Annotated in this window: 18 protein-coding genes and 3 pseudogenes; 11 read left to right on the top strand and 10 right to left on the bottom strand. The window is 69.1% G+C overall.

All coding sequences use genetic code 11. From position 1 onward, the window contains the following. Positions 1–152 precede the first annotated feature (152 nt). Entirely contained in the window at positions 153–1,637 is a 1,485-nt protein-coding gene (locus ACZ56U_RS36610) for a cellulase family glycosylhydrolase (RefSeq protein WP_469088253.1), read from the top strand. Positions 1,638–1,741: 104 nt separating this feature from the next. Continuing rightward, positions 1,742–2,035: pseudogene (locus ACZ56U_RS36615) on the top strand (DUF5990 family protein); the annotation flags it as partial. A 174-nt stretch (positions 2,036–2,209) separates the two neighbouring features. Here ACZ56U_RS36615 and ACZ56U_RS36620 read toward each other — a convergent pair. Continuing rightward, positions 2,210–3,205 (bottom strand): helix-turn-helix domain-containing protein, encoded by a 996-nt coding sequence (locus ACZ56U_RS36620; protein WP_469088254.1) that lies wholly within the window; start codon positions 3,203–3,205, stop codon positions 2,210–2,212. A gap of 158 nt (positions 3,206–3,363) precedes the next feature. Here ACZ56U_RS36620 and ACZ56U_RS36625 point away from each other — a divergent pair, with 158 nt between their 5' ends. The 3 genes from ACZ56U_RS36625 (at position 3,364) to ACZ56U_RS36635 (ending at position 5,290) form a co-directional block, all read left to right on the top strand. Next, entirely contained in the window at positions 3,364–3,672 is a 309-nt protein-coding gene (locus ACZ56U_RS36625; protein ID WP_469088255.1) for a hypothetical protein, read from the top strand. A gap of 174 nt (positions 3,673–3,846) precedes the next feature. Beyond that, entirely contained in the window at positions 3,847–4,047 is a 201-nt protein-coding gene (locus ACZ56U_RS36630) for a hypothetical protein (protein WP_469088256.1), read from the top strand. Positions 4,048–4,102: 55 nt separating this feature from the next. Further along, positions 4,103–5,290, top strand: coding sequence for an aggregation-promoting factor C-terminal-like domain-containing protein (locus ACZ56U_RS36635; protein WP_469088257.1), 1,188 nt, complete (start codon positions 4,103–4,105; stop codon positions 5,288–5,290). A 114-nt stretch (positions 5,291–5,404) separates the two neighbouring features. On the opposite strand, the pseudogene ACZ56U_RS36640 reads toward ACZ56U_RS36635, so the two are convergent. The 3 genes and pseudogenes from ACZ56U_RS36640 to ACZ56U_RS36650 form a co-directional block, all read right to left on the bottom strand. After that, positions 5,405–5,635 (bottom strand): annotated as a pseudogene (locus tag ACZ56U_RS36640) (transposase); the annotation flags it as partial. Positions 5,636–5,754: 119 nt separating this feature from the next. Next, positions 5,755–5,943, bottom strand: coding sequence for a hypothetical protein (locus ACZ56U_RS36645; protein WP_469088258.1), 189 nt, complete (start codon positions 5,941–5,943; stop codon positions 5,755–5,757). A gap of 230 nt (positions 5,944–6,173) precedes the next feature. After that, positions 6,174–7,463 (bottom strand): tachylectin-related carbohydrate-binding protein, encoded by a 1,290-nt coding sequence (locus ACZ56U_RS36650; protein WP_469088259.1) that lies wholly within the window; start codon positions 7,461–7,463, stop codon positions 6,174–6,176. Positions 7,464–8,231: 768 nt separating this feature from the next. Here ACZ56U_RS36650 and ACZ56U_RS36655 point away from each other — a divergent pair. Both ACZ56U_RS36655 and ACZ56U_RS36660 read left to right on the top strand, forming a co-directional pair. Next, positions 8,232–8,621, top strand: coding sequence for a guanyl-specific ribonuclease (locus ACZ56U_RS36655; RefSeq protein ID WP_469088260.1), 390 nt, complete (start codon positions 8,232–8,234; stop codon positions 8,619–8,621). Positions 8,622–8,905: 284 nt separating this feature from the next. Next, positions 8,906–9,424 (top strand): P-loop NTPase family protein, encoded by a 519-nt coding sequence (locus ACZ56U_RS36660; protein WP_469088261.1) that lies wholly within the window; start codon positions 8,906–8,908, stop codon positions 9,422–9,424. Between the two features lie 102 nt (positions 9,425–9,526). Here ACZ56U_RS36660 and ACZ56U_RS36665 read toward each other — a convergent pair whose 3' ends face one another. Together ACZ56U_RS36665 and ACZ56U_RS36670 are read right to left on the bottom strand one after the other, a co-directional pair. Then, positions 9,527–10,210, bottom strand: coding sequence for a hypothetical protein (locus ACZ56U_RS36665; protein WP_469088262.1), 684 nt, complete (start codon positions 10,208–10,210; stop codon positions 9,527–9,529). 384 nt (positions 10,211–10,594) lie between these two features. Beyond that, positions 10,595–11,893, bottom strand: a complete 1,299-nt coding sequence (locus tag ACZ56U_RS36670; protein WP_469088263.1) for a hypothetical protein — start codon at positions 11,891–11,893, stop codon at positions 10,595–10,597. Positions 11,894–11,958: 65 nt separating this feature from the next. On the opposite strand from ACZ56U_RS36670, the gene ACZ56U_RS36675 reads away from it, so the two are divergent. Then, complete coding sequence (locus ACZ56U_RS36675; protein ID WP_469088264.1) at positions 11,959–12,144, top strand: hypothetical protein; 186 nt, start codon at positions 11,959–11,961, stop codon at positions 12,142–12,144. A 142-nt stretch (positions 12,145–12,286) separates the two neighbouring features. Here ACZ56U_RS36675 and ACZ56U_RS36680 read toward each other — a convergent pair whose 3' ends face one another. The 3 genes and pseudogenes from ACZ56U_RS36680 to ACZ56U_RS36690 all read right to left on the bottom strand — a co-directional run bounded on the left by ACZ56U_RS36680 (position 12,287) and on the right by ACZ56U_RS36690 (position 15,708). Next, a complete protein-coding gene (locus tag ACZ56U_RS36680) occupies positions 12,287–13,657 on the bottom strand; it encodes an alpha/beta hydrolase family protein (protein WP_469088265.1) in 1,371 nt (456 codons plus the stop codon). Between the two features lie 202 nt (positions 13,658–13,859). Then, positions 13,860–14,486, bottom strand: a pseudogene (locus tag ACZ56U_RS36685) (MFS transporter); the annotation flags it as partial. A gap of 433 nt (positions 14,487–14,919) precedes the next feature. After that, positions 14,920–15,708, bottom strand: a complete 789-nt coding sequence (locus tag ACZ56U_RS36690) for an IclR family transcriptional regulator (protein WP_469088266.1) — start codon at positions 15,706–15,708, stop codon at positions 14,920–14,922. 119 nt (positions 15,709–15,827) lie between these two features. Here ACZ56U_RS36690 and ACZ56U_RS36695 point away from each other — a divergent pair, with 119 nt between their 5' ends. From ACZ56U_RS36695 to ACZ56U_RS36705, 3 genes are all read left to right on the top strand, one after another. After that, complete coding sequence (locus ACZ56U_RS36695) at positions 15,828–16,796, top strand: 5-dehydro-4-deoxyglucarate dehydratase (protein WP_469088267.1); 969 nt, start codon at positions 15,828–15,830, stop codon at positions 16,794–16,796. A 212-nt stretch (positions 16,797–17,008) separates the two neighbouring features. Next, a complete protein-coding gene (locus tag ACZ56U_RS36700; RefSeq protein WP_469088268.1) occupies positions 17,009–18,346 on the top strand; it encodes a gluconate:H+ symporter in 1,338 nt (445 codons plus the stop codon). A 118-nt stretch (positions 18,347–18,464) separates the two neighbouring features. Further along, complete coding sequence (locus ACZ56U_RS36705; RefSeq protein WP_469088295.1) at positions 18,465–19,793, top strand: enolase C-terminal domain-like protein; 1,329 nt, start codon at positions 18,465–18,467, stop codon at positions 19,791–19,793. Between the two features lie 171 nt (positions 19,794–19,964). On the opposite strand, the gene ACZ56U_RS36710 is transcribed toward ACZ56U_RS36705, so the two are convergent. After that, positions 19,965–20,873, bottom strand: a complete 909-nt coding sequence (locus ACZ56U_RS36710; protein WP_469088269.1) for a LysR family transcriptional regulator — start codon at positions 20,871–20,873, stop codon at positions 19,965–19,967. Positions 20,874–20,894: the final 21 nt, after the last annotated feature.

Here is a 20,894-nt window from a genome sequence, read left to right on the forward strand (position 1 = left end):
CGCGACAGTTGGTGATTCCTTGATCTGTACGGCACGCAGTACCCGCCTGGTGGACCGGTCAGCCGCAGGCCCTCGGCCTGGGCCCGGCTCACCGGCTCGTCGATCAGCTGGGTATCGAGCTCATCGATCCCTTACGGCAACGAGGAGATCAAGTGAAACGTCGTCACGCCTTAATAGCCTCCGGCGCCGCCGGTGCGCTGATCGTGGGTGGCCTTGCCTTCGCCACCCTGCCCGCATCGGCGGCCGCCACCGGCTGCTCGGTCGCGTACAAGGTGCAGAGCGAATGGCCGGGAGGGTTCTCCGCGAACCTGGCCATCACCAATCTCGGCTCCCCCGTGCGAGGGTGGACCGCGACGTTCGACTTCCCGAACTCCGACCAGAAGGTCACCAACGGCTGGAGTGCCACGTGGACACAGTCCGGAACCCGCGTGTCCGCCACCAGCCTCGACTGGAACGGAGCGCTGGATACGGGCAAGTCGGCTTCCATCGGGTTCACCGGTGCGTGGAAGGGCGCCAATCCGGAACCCGTATCGGTTTCGCTCAACGGCGTGACCTGTACCGGCTCGGTGACGTCCCCCTCCCCCAGCCCAACTCCTGATCCCGATGATCCGGCCCCGGAGCTGAAGGTTTCCGGTAACAAGATCGTCACCGCGAGCGGCAAGCAGTACCGGCTGTTGGGTGTGGACCGCTCCAGCGGTGAATACGCTTGTGTGCAGGGCAAGGGGCTGTGGGACAGCGGCCCGGTCGACCAGGCGTCCGTCGACGCGATGAAGACCTGGAACATCCACGCGGTACGCGTGCCGTTGAACGAGGAATGCTGGCTCGGCATCAACGGCTCGCCCAGTGGAGCCACCTACCAGCAGGGCGTCAAGGACTACGTCAACCTGCTGGTGGCCAACGGCATCACTCCGATCCTCGACCTGCACTGGACCCGGGGTGCCTACACCAACGGGCCGGACTGGCACTGCAAGGACGCCACCGCGACCTGCCAGAAACCGATGCCGGACGCGCAGTACGCCCCCCAGTTCTGGACCGGTGTCGCCAACGCCTTCAAGGGCAACGACGCCGTCGTCTTCGATCTGTTCAACGAGCCGTACCCGGAGATCGCCGCCGACTGGGACAAGACCGTCGGCTGGCGGTGCTGGCGAGACGGCGGCACCTGCACCGGCCTCCCCTATGAGACGGCCGGCATGCAGGACCTGGTCGACGCGGTCCGGGCCACCGGCGCGACCAACGTCCTCATGCTGGGCGGACTGGAGTGGGCCAACGACATGCGCGAGTGGCTGACGTACAAGCCGACCGACCCACTGAACAACCTCGCCGCGTCCTGGCACTCCTACAGTTTCAACGCCTGCGCGACCGAATCCTGCTGGGACAGCCAGGTCGCGCCGCTCGCACAACAAGTGCCGGTCGTCATCGGTGAGTTCGGCCAGGACAACTGCGGCTTCGACTACATGCAGCGGCTGGTCGACTGGGCCGACGCGCACAACATGGGCTATCTCGCATGGACCTGGAACCCGTGGGGCTGCAGCACCGGCGCCGTACTCATCAAGGACTGGGCCGGAACCCCGGAACCTGGCGTCGGCGAGGGGCTGAAGGCCCACCTGATCAGCCAGGACCCCTACCCGACCCCGTAACCGCGCACCCAGCGGCTGCCCAGCCGCGTTCGACGCCGCCCCGGCCGGATGCCCCAACGGCACAACTCGGCCGGGCGGCTTGGCAGACGTCGTTGCGCAGGTTCATGCCGCGGTCGGGGTCGACGAGGAGCAGCTCAGGGCCGGCTTGGTCGACACCTTGCCCAAGCACCGCGTCCCACTCATCCTCCAAGCCGCGTTGTACCTGCCCAGCCACGCCCACGGGCATCGATCCCCCGCCCCGCCCACCCCTTGGCGGTTCGGCATGCGAACGCGGCAGGAGAAGCTGGCGGCCCGCCCTCGCCTGGCGGCCGAACGACTCTGACCTGCTGATCGGACGCCTCGGCCTGACTGACGCACAGGGCAGGCCCCTTTGCGCACGAGTCCGGCCCCCGCACATCACCTGGACCGCCGAACGCGTCGGCCAGGAGAGGTCGCACGCCGTTCCGGCAGGCACCAGTGCCGCCAGGACGCTCAGCGGCGGCAGCTGCGTAACCGCACGTCAGCGAGGTGGCCCGCGCGGCGGTCACGGAGGCCCTCGCCTTGGCGACGGGCACTGTCACCATACGGGCGGGTTACGGGTGGGGCGGGAGCCAGCGCTGTTGGACGGCTCGTACGCCGGCCTCGAAGCGGCTGCGGGCGCCAAGGCGTTCCATGAGTTCGGAGGCTATGCGGCGAGCGGTGCGATGGGAGACGCCGAGGCGCTTGGCGATGGCCTCGTCGGTGTGACCCTCGGCGAGCAGGCGCAGGGCGGTGGACTGCTGGCCGGTGAGACCGTGCGCGTCGGTGGGGACGAGCCGGCCGAGCGGCTGGGCGGATTCCCAGATGGTCTCGAAGAGCGCGCACAGTGCGGTGAGTGTGCCCTGTCCGGTCAGAATCACCGCGCCGGCGGCAGTGTCGTCGCTGCTGACGGAGATCATGGCGATCTGCCGGTCCATGAGGATCATCCGGGTGGGAAGCGACGGCACCGTGCGGACCTGGCCGCCCAGCCCGGCCAGCCAGTTGGCGTGCTCGACAGTGGGCCGGTTGGCGCGCACGCTGTCCAGGTAGATCGTGCGCATCCGCACCCCGCGGCCGAGCAGATCCTCGTTGAGCGGCCGGGACGCGGCCATGTTCTCCGCGGTCTGCGGCCCGCCCGGCGCGAACGTCAGGAACTCCTCGCGCACTTCACGGGTGAGCACGGCCAGCCGGTCGCGGATCTGATCGAGCCCCACCAGCTGCTCCACCCCGGGGTGGCTGGCGGCCGGCCTCAGCTCGGCGTACTCCGAGATGAGCTGGGCCGCGGCCGCCCTCGAGGCCTCCAGGCGCTGCTGCTGCGCCGCCAGCTGGGCCTGCTGCCGGGCCATCAGGATCTCCATGCCGATGTCCGGCGACACCGCCCGCAGCCGCCCCGCGTCCCCGGCCGCGGGACGCGCCAGCGCCAGCTCGCTCAGGGTGTCGAGGGCGTCGCGTACCTGCCCCTCGGACAGCCCCACGGCGTCGCCGAGGTCCGCGACACCGGCGGCCGGATGTCTGAGCATGGCGCGGTACACCGTCTCCGCGACAGCGTCGAGCCCGAGTGCGGTCAGCACGTGCGTCCCCCGTTTCTGCACACAACGCCCCGTCTTCAGCGCCGATCTTCGCAGAACAGAGACGTTTCGTCACAGGGGCGGGCCGGAACCGGCCAGGGACACAACCGGCCACCCGCCAGACGGACTTGGCGGCCTCATCCGTTGAGACGCTGGAGCGCATGTATCTCGTCCACGCGCACCTGGAACTCCCTCCCGGCAGCCGTCTGCCGCCGGACGTCCGTGAGCTGGTGCGCGCGTCCCTCGTCCCCGGTGACCACGTCGAGCACGTCGCCGTGCACCCCCGCTCCTCCTCCCGACTCACCCTGGGCCTCTACCTGCTGGCCGACGGGCTGGAAGAGGCCGAGGAACGGGCCGTCCGCTTCTCCGGCCGACTGCTGTGCGACGTACCGCAGTTGGCGGGAGCGCGACTGACAGGGGCCGGGGTGCCGTTGATACCTCTGGCGTTCGAGGCGCAGCCGGTGGACTGAAGCGGGTGCGGGGCCGTGTGGACGTATCGGTCCAAGGCCCTTTCCGTCCATCGAGGAACCCTTCTCATGGGCCCGGGCGACGACGAACCTAGTGATCACCGGCCGGTAAGCGCGTCACCGCGGGACGCGACAGCGGCCGGACCTCACCCCTCGTCCCGGAAGGAACGGACAGCCATGCCTCGCACCCGTATCGCCAAGGCCGTCGCGGTCGTCTCCCTCGTGGTCACCGCGGCCCTCGCCACCCCGGCCCTCACCTCGGCATACGGGACGGACGCAGCCAAGTCCTCCTCCGTCGTCACCGCGGACGCCGGCTGGCAGGCCGCCCCGGCCGACGCCGGCTGGCAGGCCGCCCCCACCGACGCCGGCTGGCAGTAAGCCGTCCGCGCCGCCACTGACCGCCCGACACCAACCGCCCCCGGGGGAACCAGAAGTGAAGACCATCCGCACCCACGCCCGCAGAGCCGCCGGTCTGCTGACCACCGCCACCCTGAGCGCCGCCCTCCTCACGGTGACCGCTCCCACCGCCGACGCGGCCACCACCTGCTCGGGCGGTGTCAACATCTACGGCGTACTCGGCGACGGCAGGCTCACCTTCAGCCAGATCAACCCGGCCACCGGCGATCTCGCCAAGGTGCTCGTCGGACCGGACCTCGGCTTCGAGCCGCAGGCCATGGCGACCCTCAACTTCAACACGGTGCTGGTCACTTCGACGGCCGGCGACCTCTACCGCGTCGACGTCAGGACCAACAACACCAGCCTCACCCTGCTGAACCCGCCGGTGAGGATCGCCGACAGCGGCTGGACCCACGACAAGCTGACCTACGACGGTCACGGCCACCTCTACGGCACCACCACCTCCGGCCTGCTGCTGCGCTACAACGTCACCGAGGACAAGCCGGCCGGCTCCCAGCACATCGGCGTACGCACCGAGATCGGCACCGGGTTCGTCCTGAAGACCCTCACCGCCACCGGCGACGACCGGCTCGGCGCCACCACCGAGGACGGCCGACTGCTCGACTACACCGTCGCGGGTGCCGGTTCCTGGAAGGGCAACTCCCTGAAGTCCTCCGGCTGGTCGGGCTTCAACCAGCTCGTCTCCCCGGGCAGTGGGCTGTACTACGGACGGCTCTCCACCGGGGCCATGTACTGGTACAAGGACGCCAACCCGACCGACGGCTCCGGCGCGGACATCTCGTACCACCTCGACGACCCGGTCAACACCAGCGGCTGGACGCAGAAGCTGCTGTCCGCGCAGCCCGGCACCTACACCTGCACGACCTCCGTGGACACCGTCGACCGCGGCAACATCACCGAGGTCAAGGCGGCCGGACGGCAGCTGATGAACCAGAAGGACGCGGCCTGGGCCAACACCACCCAGTGGGCCTGCCTGGAGAACCTCTGGGACCGCGAGAGCGGCTGGCGCTGGAACGCCACGAACCCGTCCTCCGGCGCGTACGGCGTCCCGCAGTCGCTGCCCGCCTCCAAGATGGACTCCGCGGGCGACGACTGGCACGAGAACCCGCTGACCCAGATCAGGTGGGGTCTGAGCTACATCGACGGCCGCTACGGCTCTCCGTGCAACGCGTGGAACTTCTGGCAGGCGAACAACTGGTACTAGGGTCCGTCTCCGAACGGATCTTGCCCAGAGCAGGAATGACGCGAGTGGGACCGCTGCTTCGTAGGAGGCAGCGGTCTTTTCATGTCTGGTGGCGATGCCGCGGAAGCCTTTGAGCCGGTTGAAGCAGCGCTCGATCATGTCGCGTCGGCGGTAGGTCTCCCGGTCGAACTCTGGCGGTCTGCCGCCCCGGCGGCCTCGGTTGTGTCGGTGCCGTCGCTGGTCGGCTTTCTCGGGGATGACGTGCGCGACGCCGCGTTTACGCAGGTAGGCACGGAAGCCGCGTGAACTGTAGGCCTTGTCTGCAACGACCCGGTCAGGCTTGCGGCGCGGTCGGCCCAGGGCGATGCGGGGGGACGCGGATCCGTTCCAGCAGAGGGCGTGCGCAGATGCTGTCGTGGCGTTGGCCCGGTGTCAGGAGGATGGCGAGCGTCCTTTGCCGTCGCAGGCGCGATGGATTTTGGTGGTCAGTCCGCCTCGGGATCGGCCGAGCGCGTGATCGTCCGGTTCGTCCGCCCGCTGCTGTTCCCTTTTCGGCCGGTGGCGGCGGCGTGCTGGTGGGCGCGAACGATGGTGGAGTCGATCTGCACGAGCCACGTGGTGTCGCCGGTCGCGTCCGCATGGGCCTGGATCTGCTGCAGGGCTCGGGTGGACACGCCGTCCAGGGCGCAACGGCGGAAGCGGGTGTACGCCGACTGCTACGGGCCGAAACGGGCCGGCAGGTCGCGGGAGGAGATCCCGATGCGGATCTTGTAGACCATGCCGTTGATGGCCATCGTCAGCCCGTACGGCGCCGCCCCGCCCCTGGGCCGGGCATGCGCGCATGCCGAAAGGGCCCCGCCGGTGTCGGCGGGGCCCTCGGGGACGGCGGGGTGGGGACGGGGCGTCAGGCGATCTTGTTGTAGCGCAGGGCCACGTACGCCGAGGCCGGGTGGCTGTCGATGGTGCCGCTGTAGGCGTTCGCGGACCGGTAGTTCATGTCCGAGTCCGGGCTGCCCTCGGAGTAGTAGTAGAAGGTGCCGGCGTCCTGGTCCTTCCAGCCCGCGAAGAGGACCGCGTGCCCCTCGCTGCTGGAGTTCAGCGCGTCGCCGGGCCGGAGGTCGGCCTTGGAGATCTGCGCGGCGGCGTTGTCGAGGGTCTGCGTCGTCAGCGAGGAGGTGAGGTGCCAGGCCATGGAGACGAAGCCGGAGCAGTCGGTGCGGTAGGTGTCGTCGCCCTCGATGTCGGTGGCGTAAGCGCTCTGGCTGTACTGGATGTTGCGGTTGTACCAGTCCTTGGCCCGGGTCATGACCTCGCTGCGGTAGATCGTGCCGCCCTGCACGGAGTGCGGCGGGGCCGGCGGCACGTAGGCGCAGTTGTCCGCGTACGCCGACAGCAGGCTCTGCGTCCAGCCGGAGGCGTCCACCGGGTCGCTCGGGTGGTACGCGATGTCGGAGCCGTCCGCGTCGGTGGGGTCGGAGTCGTGGTACCAGTACATGCCGCCGTTGGTGCGGCCGTAGTAGAGGCCCCCGCCGGGGGAGGACAGCGAGTCGACCGCCGCCCAGCCGCTCGACTTCAGCACCGCGCGGTCCCAGTCGTTCACGCCGTTGATCTTGTAGCTGAGCAGGCGTCCGTCCGAGGTGGAGGCGATGATGCGGTCGTCGCCCGCGGCGGCCAGCGTCTTGAGGACGAAGCCCGTGTCGATCACGACATGCTGGCCTATGTGGGCCGACCCGGAAGGCTTGTCCTGCGACACCAGGTACTGGTGAAGCTGCCCGTCGACCGTGCCGTAGAGGTGGCCCGCGCCGTCGTAGACCAGCTTGTCGAAAGTCCAGCCGCCGTCCCAGATCTTGGTGACTCCGGCGAGCGCGAGGGCGGTGTTGTTGGTCTGGATGTCGACGCGGTAGAGGTCACCGGCCGTCGAAGTGACCAGTACCGTGTTGAAGTTGAGCGTCGCCATCGCCTTCGGTGTGAAACCGAGGTTCGGGCCGACGAGCGTCTTCACGCGGTCGCCGGTGTTCGGCTCGATCTGCGAGTACGTCAGCCGGCCGTCCGACAGCGTGCCGTAGATCGACACGTTCCCGGTGCACGAGGCAACGGCCTGCGCGGCCCCGCCGGCGACGGTGACCAGCCCCAGGGACATCGCCCCGACGGCCAGTGTGGCGGAGGTGCGGCGAATGACGTTGCTCAGCTTCATGGTCTCTCCTGCGGCACGGAAATCGAGTGGGCGAACGCACGTCCCTGGCCCGGACAGCTGCCCTGCAGGTACAGCTGTGAGGGGTGTTCGCGGGTGTGGCGCCCGGTGTCAGGAACTACTTTCCCCGCAGGTCAGGGGTGCCGGAAGAGAGATCCGATGGCCGCAAACGTCCCTGGCCGGTTGCGTCCTGACGGGGCGTCCGCGCAGTTGTGGCGGTACGGCTGCGGGAGTGGTTCAGCGGTGTGCCGCGGGACAGGCCAGCGGGGTTGTAGGCGTAGGTGCGGGTGCGCTTGCTCGCGTCATCCACCAGTCCCAGCACGTTGCCGGTGGCGTCGGTGAGGCAGTAATAGGACTCCCCCCAGTGGTCATGGAATTCAGCGTGCCCGCCGACTCACTGATGAATCCGGTGTCAGTGCCATTGGTCGTCGTGGACGCCAGACCTAGCGCGGCCCCGGGGAACCACGCCGAATCCAGCTTCGTACGACCGGAGTTGCCCGCCCTGGCGTGCGGCAGACCGTAGTTCGCGCCGGCCATCGTGATGCCGGACCGGTGGCTGTAGTCCGTCCAGGTCTCCTTCGTCCGCGCGGAGGCGGTGACGCGTCCGCCGACGATTTCGTTGCCGAGCTTGTCGTCCGAACTCATCGAAGGTGCAGGCTTCGTGGAGTGACCGCTCTCCACGTTAACTAACGGAAAACTCATCGGACCTGACGGGAAAATCCCCAGAGTTGTCATTGACATGCCACCGTCTACGCGCGTCATCATGAACGCATGAGATTCCCCCCACGAATCACCCGCATCGGCGCCGCAGCGGCCGTCCTGTCCGCCCTCCTCGTCGGCGGAACCGTCGCCACGGCGCCCCCGGCGGCCGCCGCGGTCGGCAGCATCTGCTACAGCGCCCTGCCCTCCCAGGCGCACGAGACCCTCGACCTGATCGAGCAGGGCGGCCCGTACCCGTACTCGCAGGACGGCACCATCTTCCAGAACCGGGAAGGCGTCCTACCCAGCCAGTCGTCTGGCTACTACCACGAGTACACCGTGATCACGCCGGGCTCCTCCACGCGCGGTGCACGCCGCATCGTCACCGGTGAGGAAACCCAGGAGGACTACTACACGGCCGACCACTACGAGTCGTTCGACCTGGTCAACTACGGCTGCTGAAACCCCACGCATCAGCCAGCCCGGGTAACGGTGCAACCCGCTGAAGGTCCGGTCATGCGCTGAGCCGGGCCCTCAGCATCCGACAGCGACCGGCATCCACTCTGAACAACGTGGCGCATTCCCGAACCAGTGATTGCAGGCCTGTCTCGCCGAAGGCCTCAGCCACCGCTGCCGCCGCCAGGGACGTGCGGACCCGGCGGTCCGTTGAATCAGGTGGTGACAGGCGGCGGCCAGTGTGACCAGCCCAGGAACTGCCTCGCGGAGCACCGGGTTAGGGTGCTGGTGTGGAACGAATCTTGGTGGCGGGTGTCACCGGCGCGGGCAAATCCACACTCGCCCAGACCGTGGGCGAGCGCCTGAACCTGCCTTACCACGAGATGGACGCGCTGTATTTCAACGGCCCCGACTGGGCGGTCAACGACAGGCTGTCCGAAGACGTGGCGAGCCTTGCGGCCCAGCCTCGTTGGATCTTCGACTCTCTCGGATATCCGGAAGTGCGCGACCTGTTGTGGGACCGGGCCGACACCGTGATCTGGCTGGACTACTCGAAGCGCGTCATCATGCCCCGAGTGATGCGACGGTCTCTGCGGCGCACCATCACCCGCGAGGTCATCTTCGGCGGCAACACGGAAACCTGGGCGGGCTGGCTGAGCCGGGAACATCCGGTGTGGTGGGCCTGGTCGCACCACGGGACACGCCGCCGCGAAGTCGAACGTCGTGTGTGCGATCCCCGCTTCGCACCCCTGCACACCATCCGCTTCCGCCACCCCGACGACGCGGCAGTCTGGTTGGCGTCCATCTGATCCCCCCGGAAAAGGCCGAACACCACCGCGCCTCGCGGGAGCCGCTGCCGGCTCAAGCTGCCAGACCGCCCCTCAGTCGGGGGCATCGGGCGTTCGGCGGAATCAGTAGCGGTGGCCGGGCCAGTGCGGGTCCTCCCAGCGGTCCGGGCCGGTGACGCCGAGCAGGCGTATCCGGTGGAGGAGTTCTTCGGATACGCCGATGGCGCGTAGCCGTGGTGGAGCATGGTGAACCAGCCAGGCAGTCAGCTCGGCGCGCATCTCTTCGCCGTTCTCCCAGGCGTGCCAGGGCAGTTGGTCTCCGAGCAGGTCGTACTCCCACTGGGTCGCCGCTTCGGCCAGGTGTTGGTCGGCCGCGGGTCCGGTCAGTGCTTCCCAGGTGTGGAGCCACGGGCTCAGCGTGCCGGATGCCTCGGCGGTCAGTATGAGGACCTCATGCGCGGGTACGGCGGGATCCGGATCGGTGAGCGTGTGCGCCCACCAGGCGTGCAGGAATTCCTCGACTGCCGCGGCCTGTCCAGCGGGCCACTGCTGCCAGTGGCCGAGTGCGAACGAGCGCCCCACTTTTTCCATACCGAAGAGGGGCTCGATGAGTCCGCGGACGAGGGCCGTGGCGAACTGGGGCAGGATCCTGCGGAGGACGGATGCGTGGTCGCTCCAGTCGATGGCCTCCCATGTGCGTCGAAGGAGGTCGGGGTCCAGCTCTGTGTCCGCCACCTTGAGCTGGGCCAGATCTTCCGCACTGCCCCAGTGGCAGTGGCAGTTGTGCTCGTCGGGATGGGCGGTCATCCCCCGAAAGGTGACTGCCAGGCCGGCCATTGCGGCATCGAGGCGAAGTCGGGCGCGGGATCGGTCCGGGTTCATCATGGACGTTCGCCTTTGAGGACTCCGGGAGTTGGCACGCCCGAAGATCGCTAACTTACCGGGACAGGCACCGGCGCGCCAGCTAGATGACAGCGTCCCGATTCCGCGCCCGCTTGCTCGCCCGAGGATGGGGTCACGCGCCGTGAAGGAGGCGTCGGCGGAGGAGGTCGAGGTTGGCCCGGCCCAAGCCCCTGCGTCTGAGGAGCTTGGCTCTGGTCGCGTGTCCCTCGACCTGGCCAGAAGGTGTCGGCTCCGGTCGAGCAGCTCGCCCACCTCCGTATCCCCGCGCCGCCCGTCTGCCGACGGGTGTCAGCGCTGCACTGATTGCGCGGCCCAGGTGCGCAGCTTGATATCCGCGTCCTCGAGCAGACTGACTGCCGCCCGTAGCGCCACGGTGCCGCCGCGCGCGTCGAGCAGCCGGAACGCGCCGACCCGGACGTGCCGCGGCCGATCGGTACTGATGCGCTCCAACAGCCAGTCGGCGGGCAGTTCCTTGGCCGAGGGCAGCAAGGCGGCGGTGGTCTCGCGGACGACCCCGGCGGCAGGATCGTCGAGGAGCGGCGTCAACTGCTGCGTATCCGCGCAGTCCAGCGCCCGCAGGCCTGCCACCGCTCGCGCCCGCACCCCGGCCGCCCGGTGCACGAGCAGCGGTCGCAGCAGCCCGGCGTCCGCGCGGTTGCCGCACTCGGCCAGCCCGATGACCGCACCGGGTGGCAACTCCGGATCGTCCGCTGCCGTGCACCGCTGCCGGTACCAGGCCGCCGGGTCACCACCGTGTTGTCGTACGACGTACCGGGCGCAAGCACGCACGAGCGCGGAACGGTCGCTGAGAAACGGCTCCGCCTGCTCTGCCCGCCCCGCCCGTCTCAGCGCGGTGACGCCGGCCGAACGGACACGTGGGTTGCGGGCGGACAGCAGTGGAGGCAGCACATCCTCGTAGGCATCCTCATCCTCCAGAGCCTTGAGCGCCGCTGTGGCACACAGGTCCTGGACCACGGTGTCCTGGTCGCGGGCGGCCGCGCGGGCCAGCTCGGCGGGACGGAGCAGTCGGCCTTCGATGGCCAGCCGGTAGGCGAACCGCCGGACGATGCGGTCGGGGGCAGCGAAGAGAACGGCGAGTTGCCCGTGGGATGCCTGCCGCAGGATGTGGCCGAGCACATCGACGCCGAAAGTGCCTCTGTCGCGGCGGCCGACGCGGAGGATGAGCGGCGCGAGGCCGAGGGCGCAGTCCACGTTCAGAGCCTCGCGCAGCAGCCGCCGGGCGTCCTCGCGCACCGGCTCGACCCAGTCGGTGCAGCGGATCACGACCAACGGCAGCAGGCCGGGGTATCGGACCGACTGGCGCAGCGCCTGCTGTCGGATCCGCCCGTCGCGGTGGCACAGGGCGAGTGCGAGCCGGGACTCGCCGAGCTCAGTCAGGTCGGCGGGCAGTGGGGCGGAGTGCTCCCACCCCGGCAAGAACTCCGGGCGGTACCAGGCCACCTCACGTACTGCCGCGTCCAGCAGGAGCCAGTCATCCGGGTCGGCGACATCGAGCGTGCTGTGCAGCGGCGCACCTCCCGCGAGCCGCGTAGCCGCCGCCGTCCCGGCCTCGATGTCCTCAAGCATTCCCGCCCCTCCAGCAGTCGTACCAGGTGATCGTAGGGGCGGGGTTCGTATCGGGCGCACGGAATATGGCCCGTGATCGCCGAGGGTCGCAGCCCGGCACCCACCAGAGGCCGAGCGCTACGGCTTGGAACGCGCTGGAGGGCTCCAGCTGGGACAAGGCCAACTTCCCCCTGCAGGACAAGGACGACCACTTCCGCAGCACCCTGAACAAGGCCAAGCCGTCCGGCATCAGCTTCAACGCCTGGAGCTGACACCCGTCGCCCACAGCCTCCCCCGGCGGGAACACTCCCCCTGTCCCGCCGGGTGCTTCCCCATGCCCACCGGCTCATTCACACCCGGGTGTCCAGGATGCCCTCGGCCTCCCGACCGTGCGGCAAAGGCAGTCGTACGAGGTCACCGGCGGTCGGCGGGGTGGGCAAGGTCGTAGGGGCGGAGGTAGGGGGTGGGACGGTACGCGATGTAGCGGGCGGGGGTGGTGGGGTCGGCCGCTGTGGCGCGGGCGTTGAGGGACGCCGGGTCGGTGCCCTGCCAGCTGCCGGTGGTCAGGCGGTCCTCCAGGGTGTGGAGGGCGGCCAGTTGTTCGGCGGGGCTGAAGGTGCAGTGGCCGGCGTTGTCGACGTAGGCCTGGCGAAGAAGGGGGGCGGAGCCGGCGGCCGTCACCGCGCGGCGCAGGGCGCTCTCGGTCTGGACGGGGACCAGGGGGTCGCCGATGGTGTGGATGGAGAGCTGGGGCTTGGCCAGCTTGCCGGTGAAACTGCTGGTGGTGCTCATCCAGGCGACGGCGTTCCGATCGGCCTTGATGCGTGGGGCGCCGTTGAGGGCCGCCAGGTCCTTGCGCAGGGAGAGGCCGGCCTTCTTGTAGAGCTCGGTGACCTCCTTGCGGACGGAGGACTTCCCGAGCAGGCGGGCGTAGTCGATGCCGGTGTTCCAGGACATGTTGCCGCCCGCCCGGACCTCGGCCTCCTGGCGCCGGTTGAAGGCGGCGATCTTCAGCAGGCCCTTGACGGCGTCGTACTGGTTGGCCTGCTGGGCGTCCCAGTCGGTCGCGGCGGGGCGGGTCTGGGTGGGCGCGTTCCAGACCGGGATGTTGTGCAGGGCCGCGGCCAGCGCGATACGGGCCCGGCCCTCTGCCGTCGACTGGGCGGAGTCGACCTTGGCGGTGAGGGTGTTCGCCGCGTCGGTGGCCGCCTGCTGGGTCGGGAGGTTCACCAGGGGGACGTCGGAACCCAGGAGCGTCTTGAGGGCGAACACCGGGTCCAGGGTGTTGTTCCAGTTGGCGACGCCGCCGTGGACCAGGCCGCACATGGAGAGCGAGCCGTCGATCCGGTCCGGGTGGCGCTCGGCTATCGCCGTGGTGACCAGGCCGCCGTACGACCGTCCCCACGCGATGGTGCGGGAGGCCTGGCCGAAGCGGTCGGTGAAGGCGGTCAGGGTGGCCATCTGGTCGGGAACCGCGTCCGTCACCGCCCAGCCGGTGCTGGCGTACGAGGAGCCGATGAGGGCGTAACCCCGCTGGAGGAGAAGCGCCTTGGTGGCGGCGTCCGGGGCATCCTGGGCGGGGTTGGCCGGGCCTGCGTTGTAGCCGTGGCTGAAGAGGAGGACGGTGCCGTTCCATGTGGTGGGAACGTCCATCATGTACGTGGCCCCGGAGGGGAGTTGGCCGTCCACATGGGTGGTGCCCGCGTCGGCCGCCGTGGCGGCGGGTGCGGTGGTGAGGGTGAGCAGCAGGGCCGCCGTGCAGGCGATGCGGGTGCGGTGCCTCATGCGGTGATCTCCTCTGTGTGGGGGGGGGGTGATGGCGGGTTCGGGGGCGGGGGCTTTTCGGCGAGTGAGGTACGGCTGGTCTCGCGGACGAACCACACCGTTAGCGCGGTGATCAGCGAGATGCAGAGCAGGGAACGGAGCGCCCAGCGGGCCGCACATCAGCGACTGGGGGATGCCGTGGGGCAGAGACGGTGAGCGCCTACGGGCGGGGACGGCCGATGCCGGTGGCGTACCCGATCGGATAGGGGCCAGCAGGGACTGGGCGGTTACGGCGCCGATGCCCACGCAGCAGGCCAGCAGCACGGGCTTCGGGCCGCGCAAGAAGTCGAGGATGGCGAGCCTCGACTCCACGCGGTGCTTCTTCACCTCGGCGAACAGTGGACTCTCTACCACCTTGAGGCGGACGAACAGGCCGACGCCGAGCAGCAGGAAGCTCATCAGGAACAGCACGCGCCAGCCCCAGGGCACGAACTGGGCCTTGGGAAGAGTGGAGACCAGGGCTATGACGACGGTGGCGGAGATCAGGGAGCCGAGCCGGGCTGCTACCCGGGTGAAGCTCGACCACGGACCGCGGCGACCCTCCCCCGCGTGCTCCACGACCATCAGGGTCGCGCCCCCACTCACCCCCGTTGGCGATGCCCTGCGCTACGCGCGGGGTGCTCGGGGGGACCGAAACCCCGACACCGGCGGTGTCGGCGCCGGGGAAGAACGCGACGACGGTGCCGTAGACGAGGAAGTCGTAGAACTCGACGGCGGTGCCGAGCATGCCGGAGAGGGCGACAGGGCGAAGTTGACGGGTGCGTTCTGACGCGGTGGGGGCCGGGGGCATCGCGCTCTCCCTTGAGCGGGGAAGGACACCCTGAAGTTAGGCTCTTGAGTTACTGCCGTCAAGAAAGTGCACAACATTCGCTGGAACGTGCGGAGAGCATCTGACGCACGTCAACGGAACTAGCTGATCTCCTCAGGCAGTTGCGTGCGTGCCCACAGATACGCGCACCCGGATACGCGCCAGGGACCGGACGCCTTCGCCGAGCTCCACGACGAGTGCGCCCGCAAAGGGTGATCGCGACTACGTGATCCGGTCCATGGCGGAAGGAAGCCGACGAACGTCAGGCCGGCCTGCACCCTGACCTGCACGGCCCTGCTCGACTTCCTGCCCGTTGTCGGACCGGCCCCTTCGGCTGCAAAGGACTGCGGGTGAGTGTCCGGTGGGTGGGACGCCGGCGGTTCAATGACCAAGAACCGGACGTGTGCTCGCGGCCTCAGCGCCAGTCGGGCACGCCGGAGACGGGCGGCAGGCGGGTTTCGATCTTCGCCCGTATCTCCTGCATCACGGAGATGATGCGGGCCTCGTGTTCCTTGGTCAGCCGGGCCACCGGCACCGAGCAGCTGATGGCGTCGGTGGCCGGTGTGTCGTACCGCAGGGCGAAGCCGAAGCCGGCGATACCGGGCACCGTCTCCTCGCGGTCGGTGGAGTAGCCGCGCTCGCGCACCTGGGAGAGGTCGGCGAGCAGGGCGGCACGGTCGGTGTGCGTGTTCTCCGTGAGGGTGGTCAACGGCCCGTCCGCGAAGGGCAGTTCGTCGTCGGCGCGCTCGGCGAGCAACGCCTTGCCCAGTGCGCCCGCATGGGCCGGGACGCGACGGCCGACCCGGCTGATGGTGCGCAGGTACTCGTGGGACTCGCGGGTGGCGAGGTAGACGACGTCGGTGCCGTCGAGTCGTGCCATGTGGATCGTCTCGCCGAGCGCGTCCGACGCCTCGTCGAGGTACGGGCGGACCAGGCGGATGCGCCGGTCGCCGTCGAGGTAGCTGGTGCCGGTGAGCAGTGCGCGGATGCCGATGCCGTAGAGGGAGCCGGTGGCATCGGTGCGGACCCAGCCGTGTTCGACGAGGGTCTGGAGCAGCTGGTACATGCTGCTGCGTGGCACACCCAGCTCCTCCGCGAGCTGATCCAACCGCGAGGGCTGCTCACCCCGTTCGGCGAGGAGTTCCAGCAGCACGACGGTCCGGGCCGCTGACTTCACCCCGCGAACGCCTCTCGTCTCCGACATGCGCTCATCGTAGATCCGGGTCTCTTCGTGTCCGCGCACCCATTGACCCATCGCGTTCATGGTTCTAGCCTCCATCTGCATACATAGACAGCATCTGCATACAGGGACAGGCGGCAGGCATGACAGCAACCAGCACCGAGGCAGCAGGGGTCGCAGGGGTCGTCCAGCGGCTCCGCGAGGGCATGGCGAGCGGGGTACTGTCCTTCCCCCTCACGAGCTTCCGGGACGACGGCCGCCTCGACCTGGACGCCTACCGGGCCTACCTGGCCGACCGGCTGGACAGCGCACCCGGCGCGGTGTTCCCGGCCTGCGGGACCGGGGAGTTCTTCTCGCTGGACGAGGACGAATACCGGGCTGTCGTACGGACCACGGTCGAGATCGCCGACGGGCGGCTGCCAGTGGTCGCGGGCATCGGCTACGGCTGGGCACAGGCGCTGCGCTTCGCCCGTATCGCGGAGGAAGCCGGTGCGGACGCCGCGCTGGTACTCCCCCACTACCTGGTCGGCGCCCCACAGGACGGCCTGGTGCAGCAGCTGCGCCACATCGCCGACGGCACCCGGCTGCCACTCATCGCGTACCAGCGCGGCCAGGTCGCCTTCACCGCCGACAGTCTGCGCCGGATCGCGGACATCCCCACCGTCATCGGCCTGAAGGACGGCCACAGCGACCTCGACCGGCTCCAGCGCCTCACGCTGGCCGCGCCCGACGGCTTCCTCTTCTTCAACGGCGCCTCTACCGCCGAGATCCAGGCCCGTGCCTACGCCACCGTCGGCGTGCCCGCCTACTCGTCGGCCGTCCACGCCTTCGCACCCGAGATCGCGAACGCCTTCTTCACCGCTCTGCGGGACGGGGACGACGCGGGCGTGACCACACTCCTGCGCGAGTTCTACGTCCCGCTGGTCGAACTGCGCGACCGAGTGCCGGGTTACGCCGTCTCCCTGGTCAAGGCCGCCGCCCGGCTGCGCGGCCTCCCGGTCGGCCCGGTGCGCGCCCCGCTCACCGACCCTGGCCCGGTCGACCTCGCCGATCTGGAGAAGGTGCTGGACCACGGTCTGAGCCTGGTCGGCGCCGTACGACGACCCGCTTGACGAACCCGGTCACCTCTCGCACCCGCCCCGGCTCTGCCACGCGCCAGTGCCCTCTGCCTGCCGAGACGTGCGGCCGTTCTGGCCGTTCTGGCCGTTCTGGCCGTTCTAGCCGTTCTGGCCGATCTGGCCGTACGCCGATCGGGCCGCCCTGAGCCGACTGAGCGTCCGACTGCCAGCCAACAGTGCAGCCAACAGTTCAAAGGGGAACTGTCATGCCCATACTCGTCGTCGGGATCAGTGTTCTGATCCTGCTGTTCCTCATGACCAAGCTGAAGGTCAACGGCTTCGCGGCCCTCCTGCTCGTGGCGGTCGGCGTCGCCCTGGTCCGGGGAATCCCCGTGGCGACCATCCCGGACGTCCTCTCCGAAGGCATCGGGGGCCAGATCGGCGACACCATGCTCACCATCGGACTCGGTGCCATGGTCGGCCGCATCATGGGTGACTCGGGCGCCGCCCAGCGCATAGCCGGCAGGCTCCTGGACGCTTTCGGCCCCCGTGGGGTTCAGGTGGCCATGGTGGTCACGTCCATGCTGATCGGCGTGACCATGTTCTACGAGGTCGCGTTCGTCATCGTGGTGCCCATCGCCTTCACCCTGGTCAGGGTTACCGGAACGAAGCTGCTGTGGGTCGGCCTGCCGATGTCCATCGCCCTGTCCACCATGCACAGCTTCCTGCCGCCGCACCCCGGCCCCACCGCGGTCGCCGCGACCTTCCACGCCTCCGTCGGGCTCACCTTGTTCTACGGCCTGTTCATAGCCGTTCCCGCCGGGGCGCTCATTGCCCTGACCTGGCCTCGTCTTCCGTTCATCAAGGCGATGAACCCGTCCATCCCCTCGGGACTGGTCAGCGAGCGCGAGTTCACCGACGAGGAGATGCCCGGGCTGGGCTGGTCGCTGTTCGTGGCGCTCTTCCCCGTGGTGCTGATCGTGGCCGCCGCCGTGACCGACATGGCCACCTCCACCGAGAGTCCCCTCCTGCACACCGTCGCCTTCATCGGCTCGGCCCCGATCGCGCTGCTGCTGACCCTCTGCCTGGCGGCGTGGGCGTTCGGACCGCGGATCGGCCGCAGCCTGGACGACGTCAGCGCCTCCTGCACCTCAGCGGCCAAGGCGATGGCCATGATCCTCCTGGTGATCGGCGCCGGCGGGGCCTTCAAGAACGTGCTCGTCGAAGGCGGGATCTCCGACTACATCAAGGACGCCACGGACGGCTGGTCCATCTCGCCGATCATCCTTGCCTGGCTCGTCGCCGTCATCCTCCGTATCGCGCTCGGCTCGGCGACGGTCGCCGTCGTCACGGCCTCCGGCGTGGTACTGCCGCTCCTGGCGGGCAGCGGGGTCCACCCGGAGATCATGGTGCTCGCCGTCGCCTGCGGTTCCATCGCGTGCTCCCACGTCAACGACCCTGGATTCTGGCTGTTCAAGGAGTACTTCAACCTCTCCGTCGTCGAGGCGATCAAGGTCCGCACCACCTACACGACGGTGCTCGCCGTTCTCGGCCTGGGCGGCGTCCTGGCAGCCGAGTGGGCCCTCGACATCCTCAACCTCTGAACCGGAAACCCCCGAACCGGAAACCCCCGAACCGGAAACCCCCGAACCGGAAACCCCCGAACCGGAAACCTCTGATCACCCGCACCGTCTCACTCGCAGAAGGACACCCCCGATGAGTATCGGACAGCCGACCGTCACGGCGTTCTCCGTCTACCCGGTCGCAGGCCGGGACAGCATGGCGCTGAACCTCTCCGGCGCCCACGGCCCCTACTTCACCCGCAACATCGTCGTCCTCACCGACTCCGAGGGACGCACCGGACTGGGCGAAGTACCCGGCGGAGAGAAGATCACGCAGACGCTGCGCGACGCCGAACCGCTGGTCGTCGGGGCGAAGGTGGGTGACTACAAGCGCGTCCTGCGCGAAATCGGCGACCGGTTCGCCGACCGCGACGCCGGCGGACGGGGCGCCCAGACCTTCGACCTGCGCACCACCGTCCACACGGTCACCGCCATCGAGTCCGCCCTGCTCGACCTGCTCGGGCAGCACCTCGACGTGCCCGTCGCGGCGCTCCTGGGCGACGGGCAACAACGGGACTCCGTACGGGTGCTGGGCTACCTCTTCTACGTGGGTAACCCCGACCGGACCGACCTGGACTACGTCCGGGAATCCGACTCCCCCGTCGAGTGGTACCGGGTCCGGCACGAGGAGGCCCTGACACCCGAGGCGGTCGTCCGTCAGGCGGAGGCGGTCTACGACCACTACGGATTCCGGGACTTCAAGCTCAAGGGGGGCGTCCTCAGCGGTGCCGAGGAGGTCGCGGCCGTACGAGCCCTCAAGGACCGCTTCCCCGAGGCCCGCATCACCCTCGACCCGAACGGCGCGTGGTCACTGAGCGAGGCGATCGAGCTGTGCCGGCCGCTCGTCGGCACGCTCGCCTACGCCGAGGACCCCTGCGGAGCCGAGGACGGCTACTCCGGACGGGAGATCCTCGCCGAGTTCCGCCGCGCCACCGGCCTTCCCACCGCGACCAACATGATCGCCACCGACTGGCGTCAGATGACCCACGCCCTGACCCTCCAGTCGGTCTCCATCCCGCTGGCCGACCCACACTTCTGGACCATGCAGGGCTCTGTCCGGGTGGCGCAGCTGTGCAACGCGATGGGACTGACCTGGGGCTGCCACTCCAACAACCACTTCGACATCTCCCTGGCCATGGTGACCCACTGCGGCGCCGCGGCCCCCGGCGAGTACAACGCCCTGGACACCCACTGGATTTGGCAGGAAGGGCTGGAACGCCTCACCACCGCCCCACCGCTCATCACCGGTGGCGAGATCGCGGTCCCGGACGCGCCGGGGCTGGGCGTCCAGCTCGACATGGACCGGCTTCTCGCGGCCCACGAGCTCTACCAGGAAAAGGGGTTGGGGGCCCGGGACGACGCCCTCACGATGCAATACCTCATTCCTGACTGGAAGTTCGACAGTAGGCGCCCCTGCCTGGTTCGGTAGGCGGTCCTTCCGATGCGAGTTCCTTGGCCCGCATGCGTTGAATCCGTCGGCTCCCGGCATGAACGAGCACCATCCCGGCCGCGAAGAATGACTCGTGCGCCATGGTCGAACCCACCGAGACCGGCCGCGCCGCCCTGGCCGCCCAACGATCCACACCCACACCCTCAGCCACTAGGGACTGTCCGGCCGATCTTGGCTGACGGTCGCCAGCAAGTGGGCGACCAGGGGATTGTGGTCGTTCTTGCGCCAGGCGACGGCTACTCGTGTGCGGGCGGTGTGGGGTTCGATCCTGCGGAAGGCGACGCCTTTGAGGCGGATGCGTCGGATGCTCGCCGGAGCCAGGGAGACGCCCAGACCTGTTTCCACGAGGGCGCACACGGTTTGCCACTCCACCGCGTGCTGGACTATCTGTGGTGCGAACCCTGCTGCGGTGCACAGGCCGATGATCTGATCGTGCAGTGTCGGGCCGGCAGTGCGGGGCAGCAGCACGAAGGGTGAGTCCGCCAACTGTGCAAGATGTACGGTCCGTTGGGCGGCCGAAGGATGGGTGGACGGCAGCACGGCCACGAAAGGCTCGCTGAGCACCGTCCTGAAGCCGAGCTCTGTCTCGTCGGCGGGCGGTTCACGCAGCAGACCGATGTCGATGGACTTGTCGTGCAGGGCAGCGATCTGCGGAGCGCTGGTCATCTCGCGGATGTCCAGGTGCACGCCGGGAAACTGGTGGCGGAAGGTGCGCAGCATGCCGGGTAGGACCGTCAGGGCGAGGGAGGCGGCGAAGCCGATCCGTAGGCGGCCGGCCTGGCCACTGCCGACGGCCCGGGCTGTGACCAGGCCGGCCGCGAGATCGGTGAGCACCCGCCGGGCGACGGGCAGTAGTTCGCTGCCGGCCGGGGTCAGGGCGACATGCCCTGGGGCGCGAGTGAACAGCGCGTGGCCGACCTTGTCCTCCAGGCGGCGGATCTGCTGGCTCAGCGGCGGCTGGGCGATACCCAGGCGGGCGGCCGCGTGTCCGAAGTGGAGTTCCTCTGCGAGCACGACGAAGGCGTGCAGCTGCGGTAGGGGGAGTTCGGGGCGCTCCATACGCTCAGAGATATCAGATCA

The organism is Streptomyces sp. NPDC034103 (assembly GCF_055575395.1).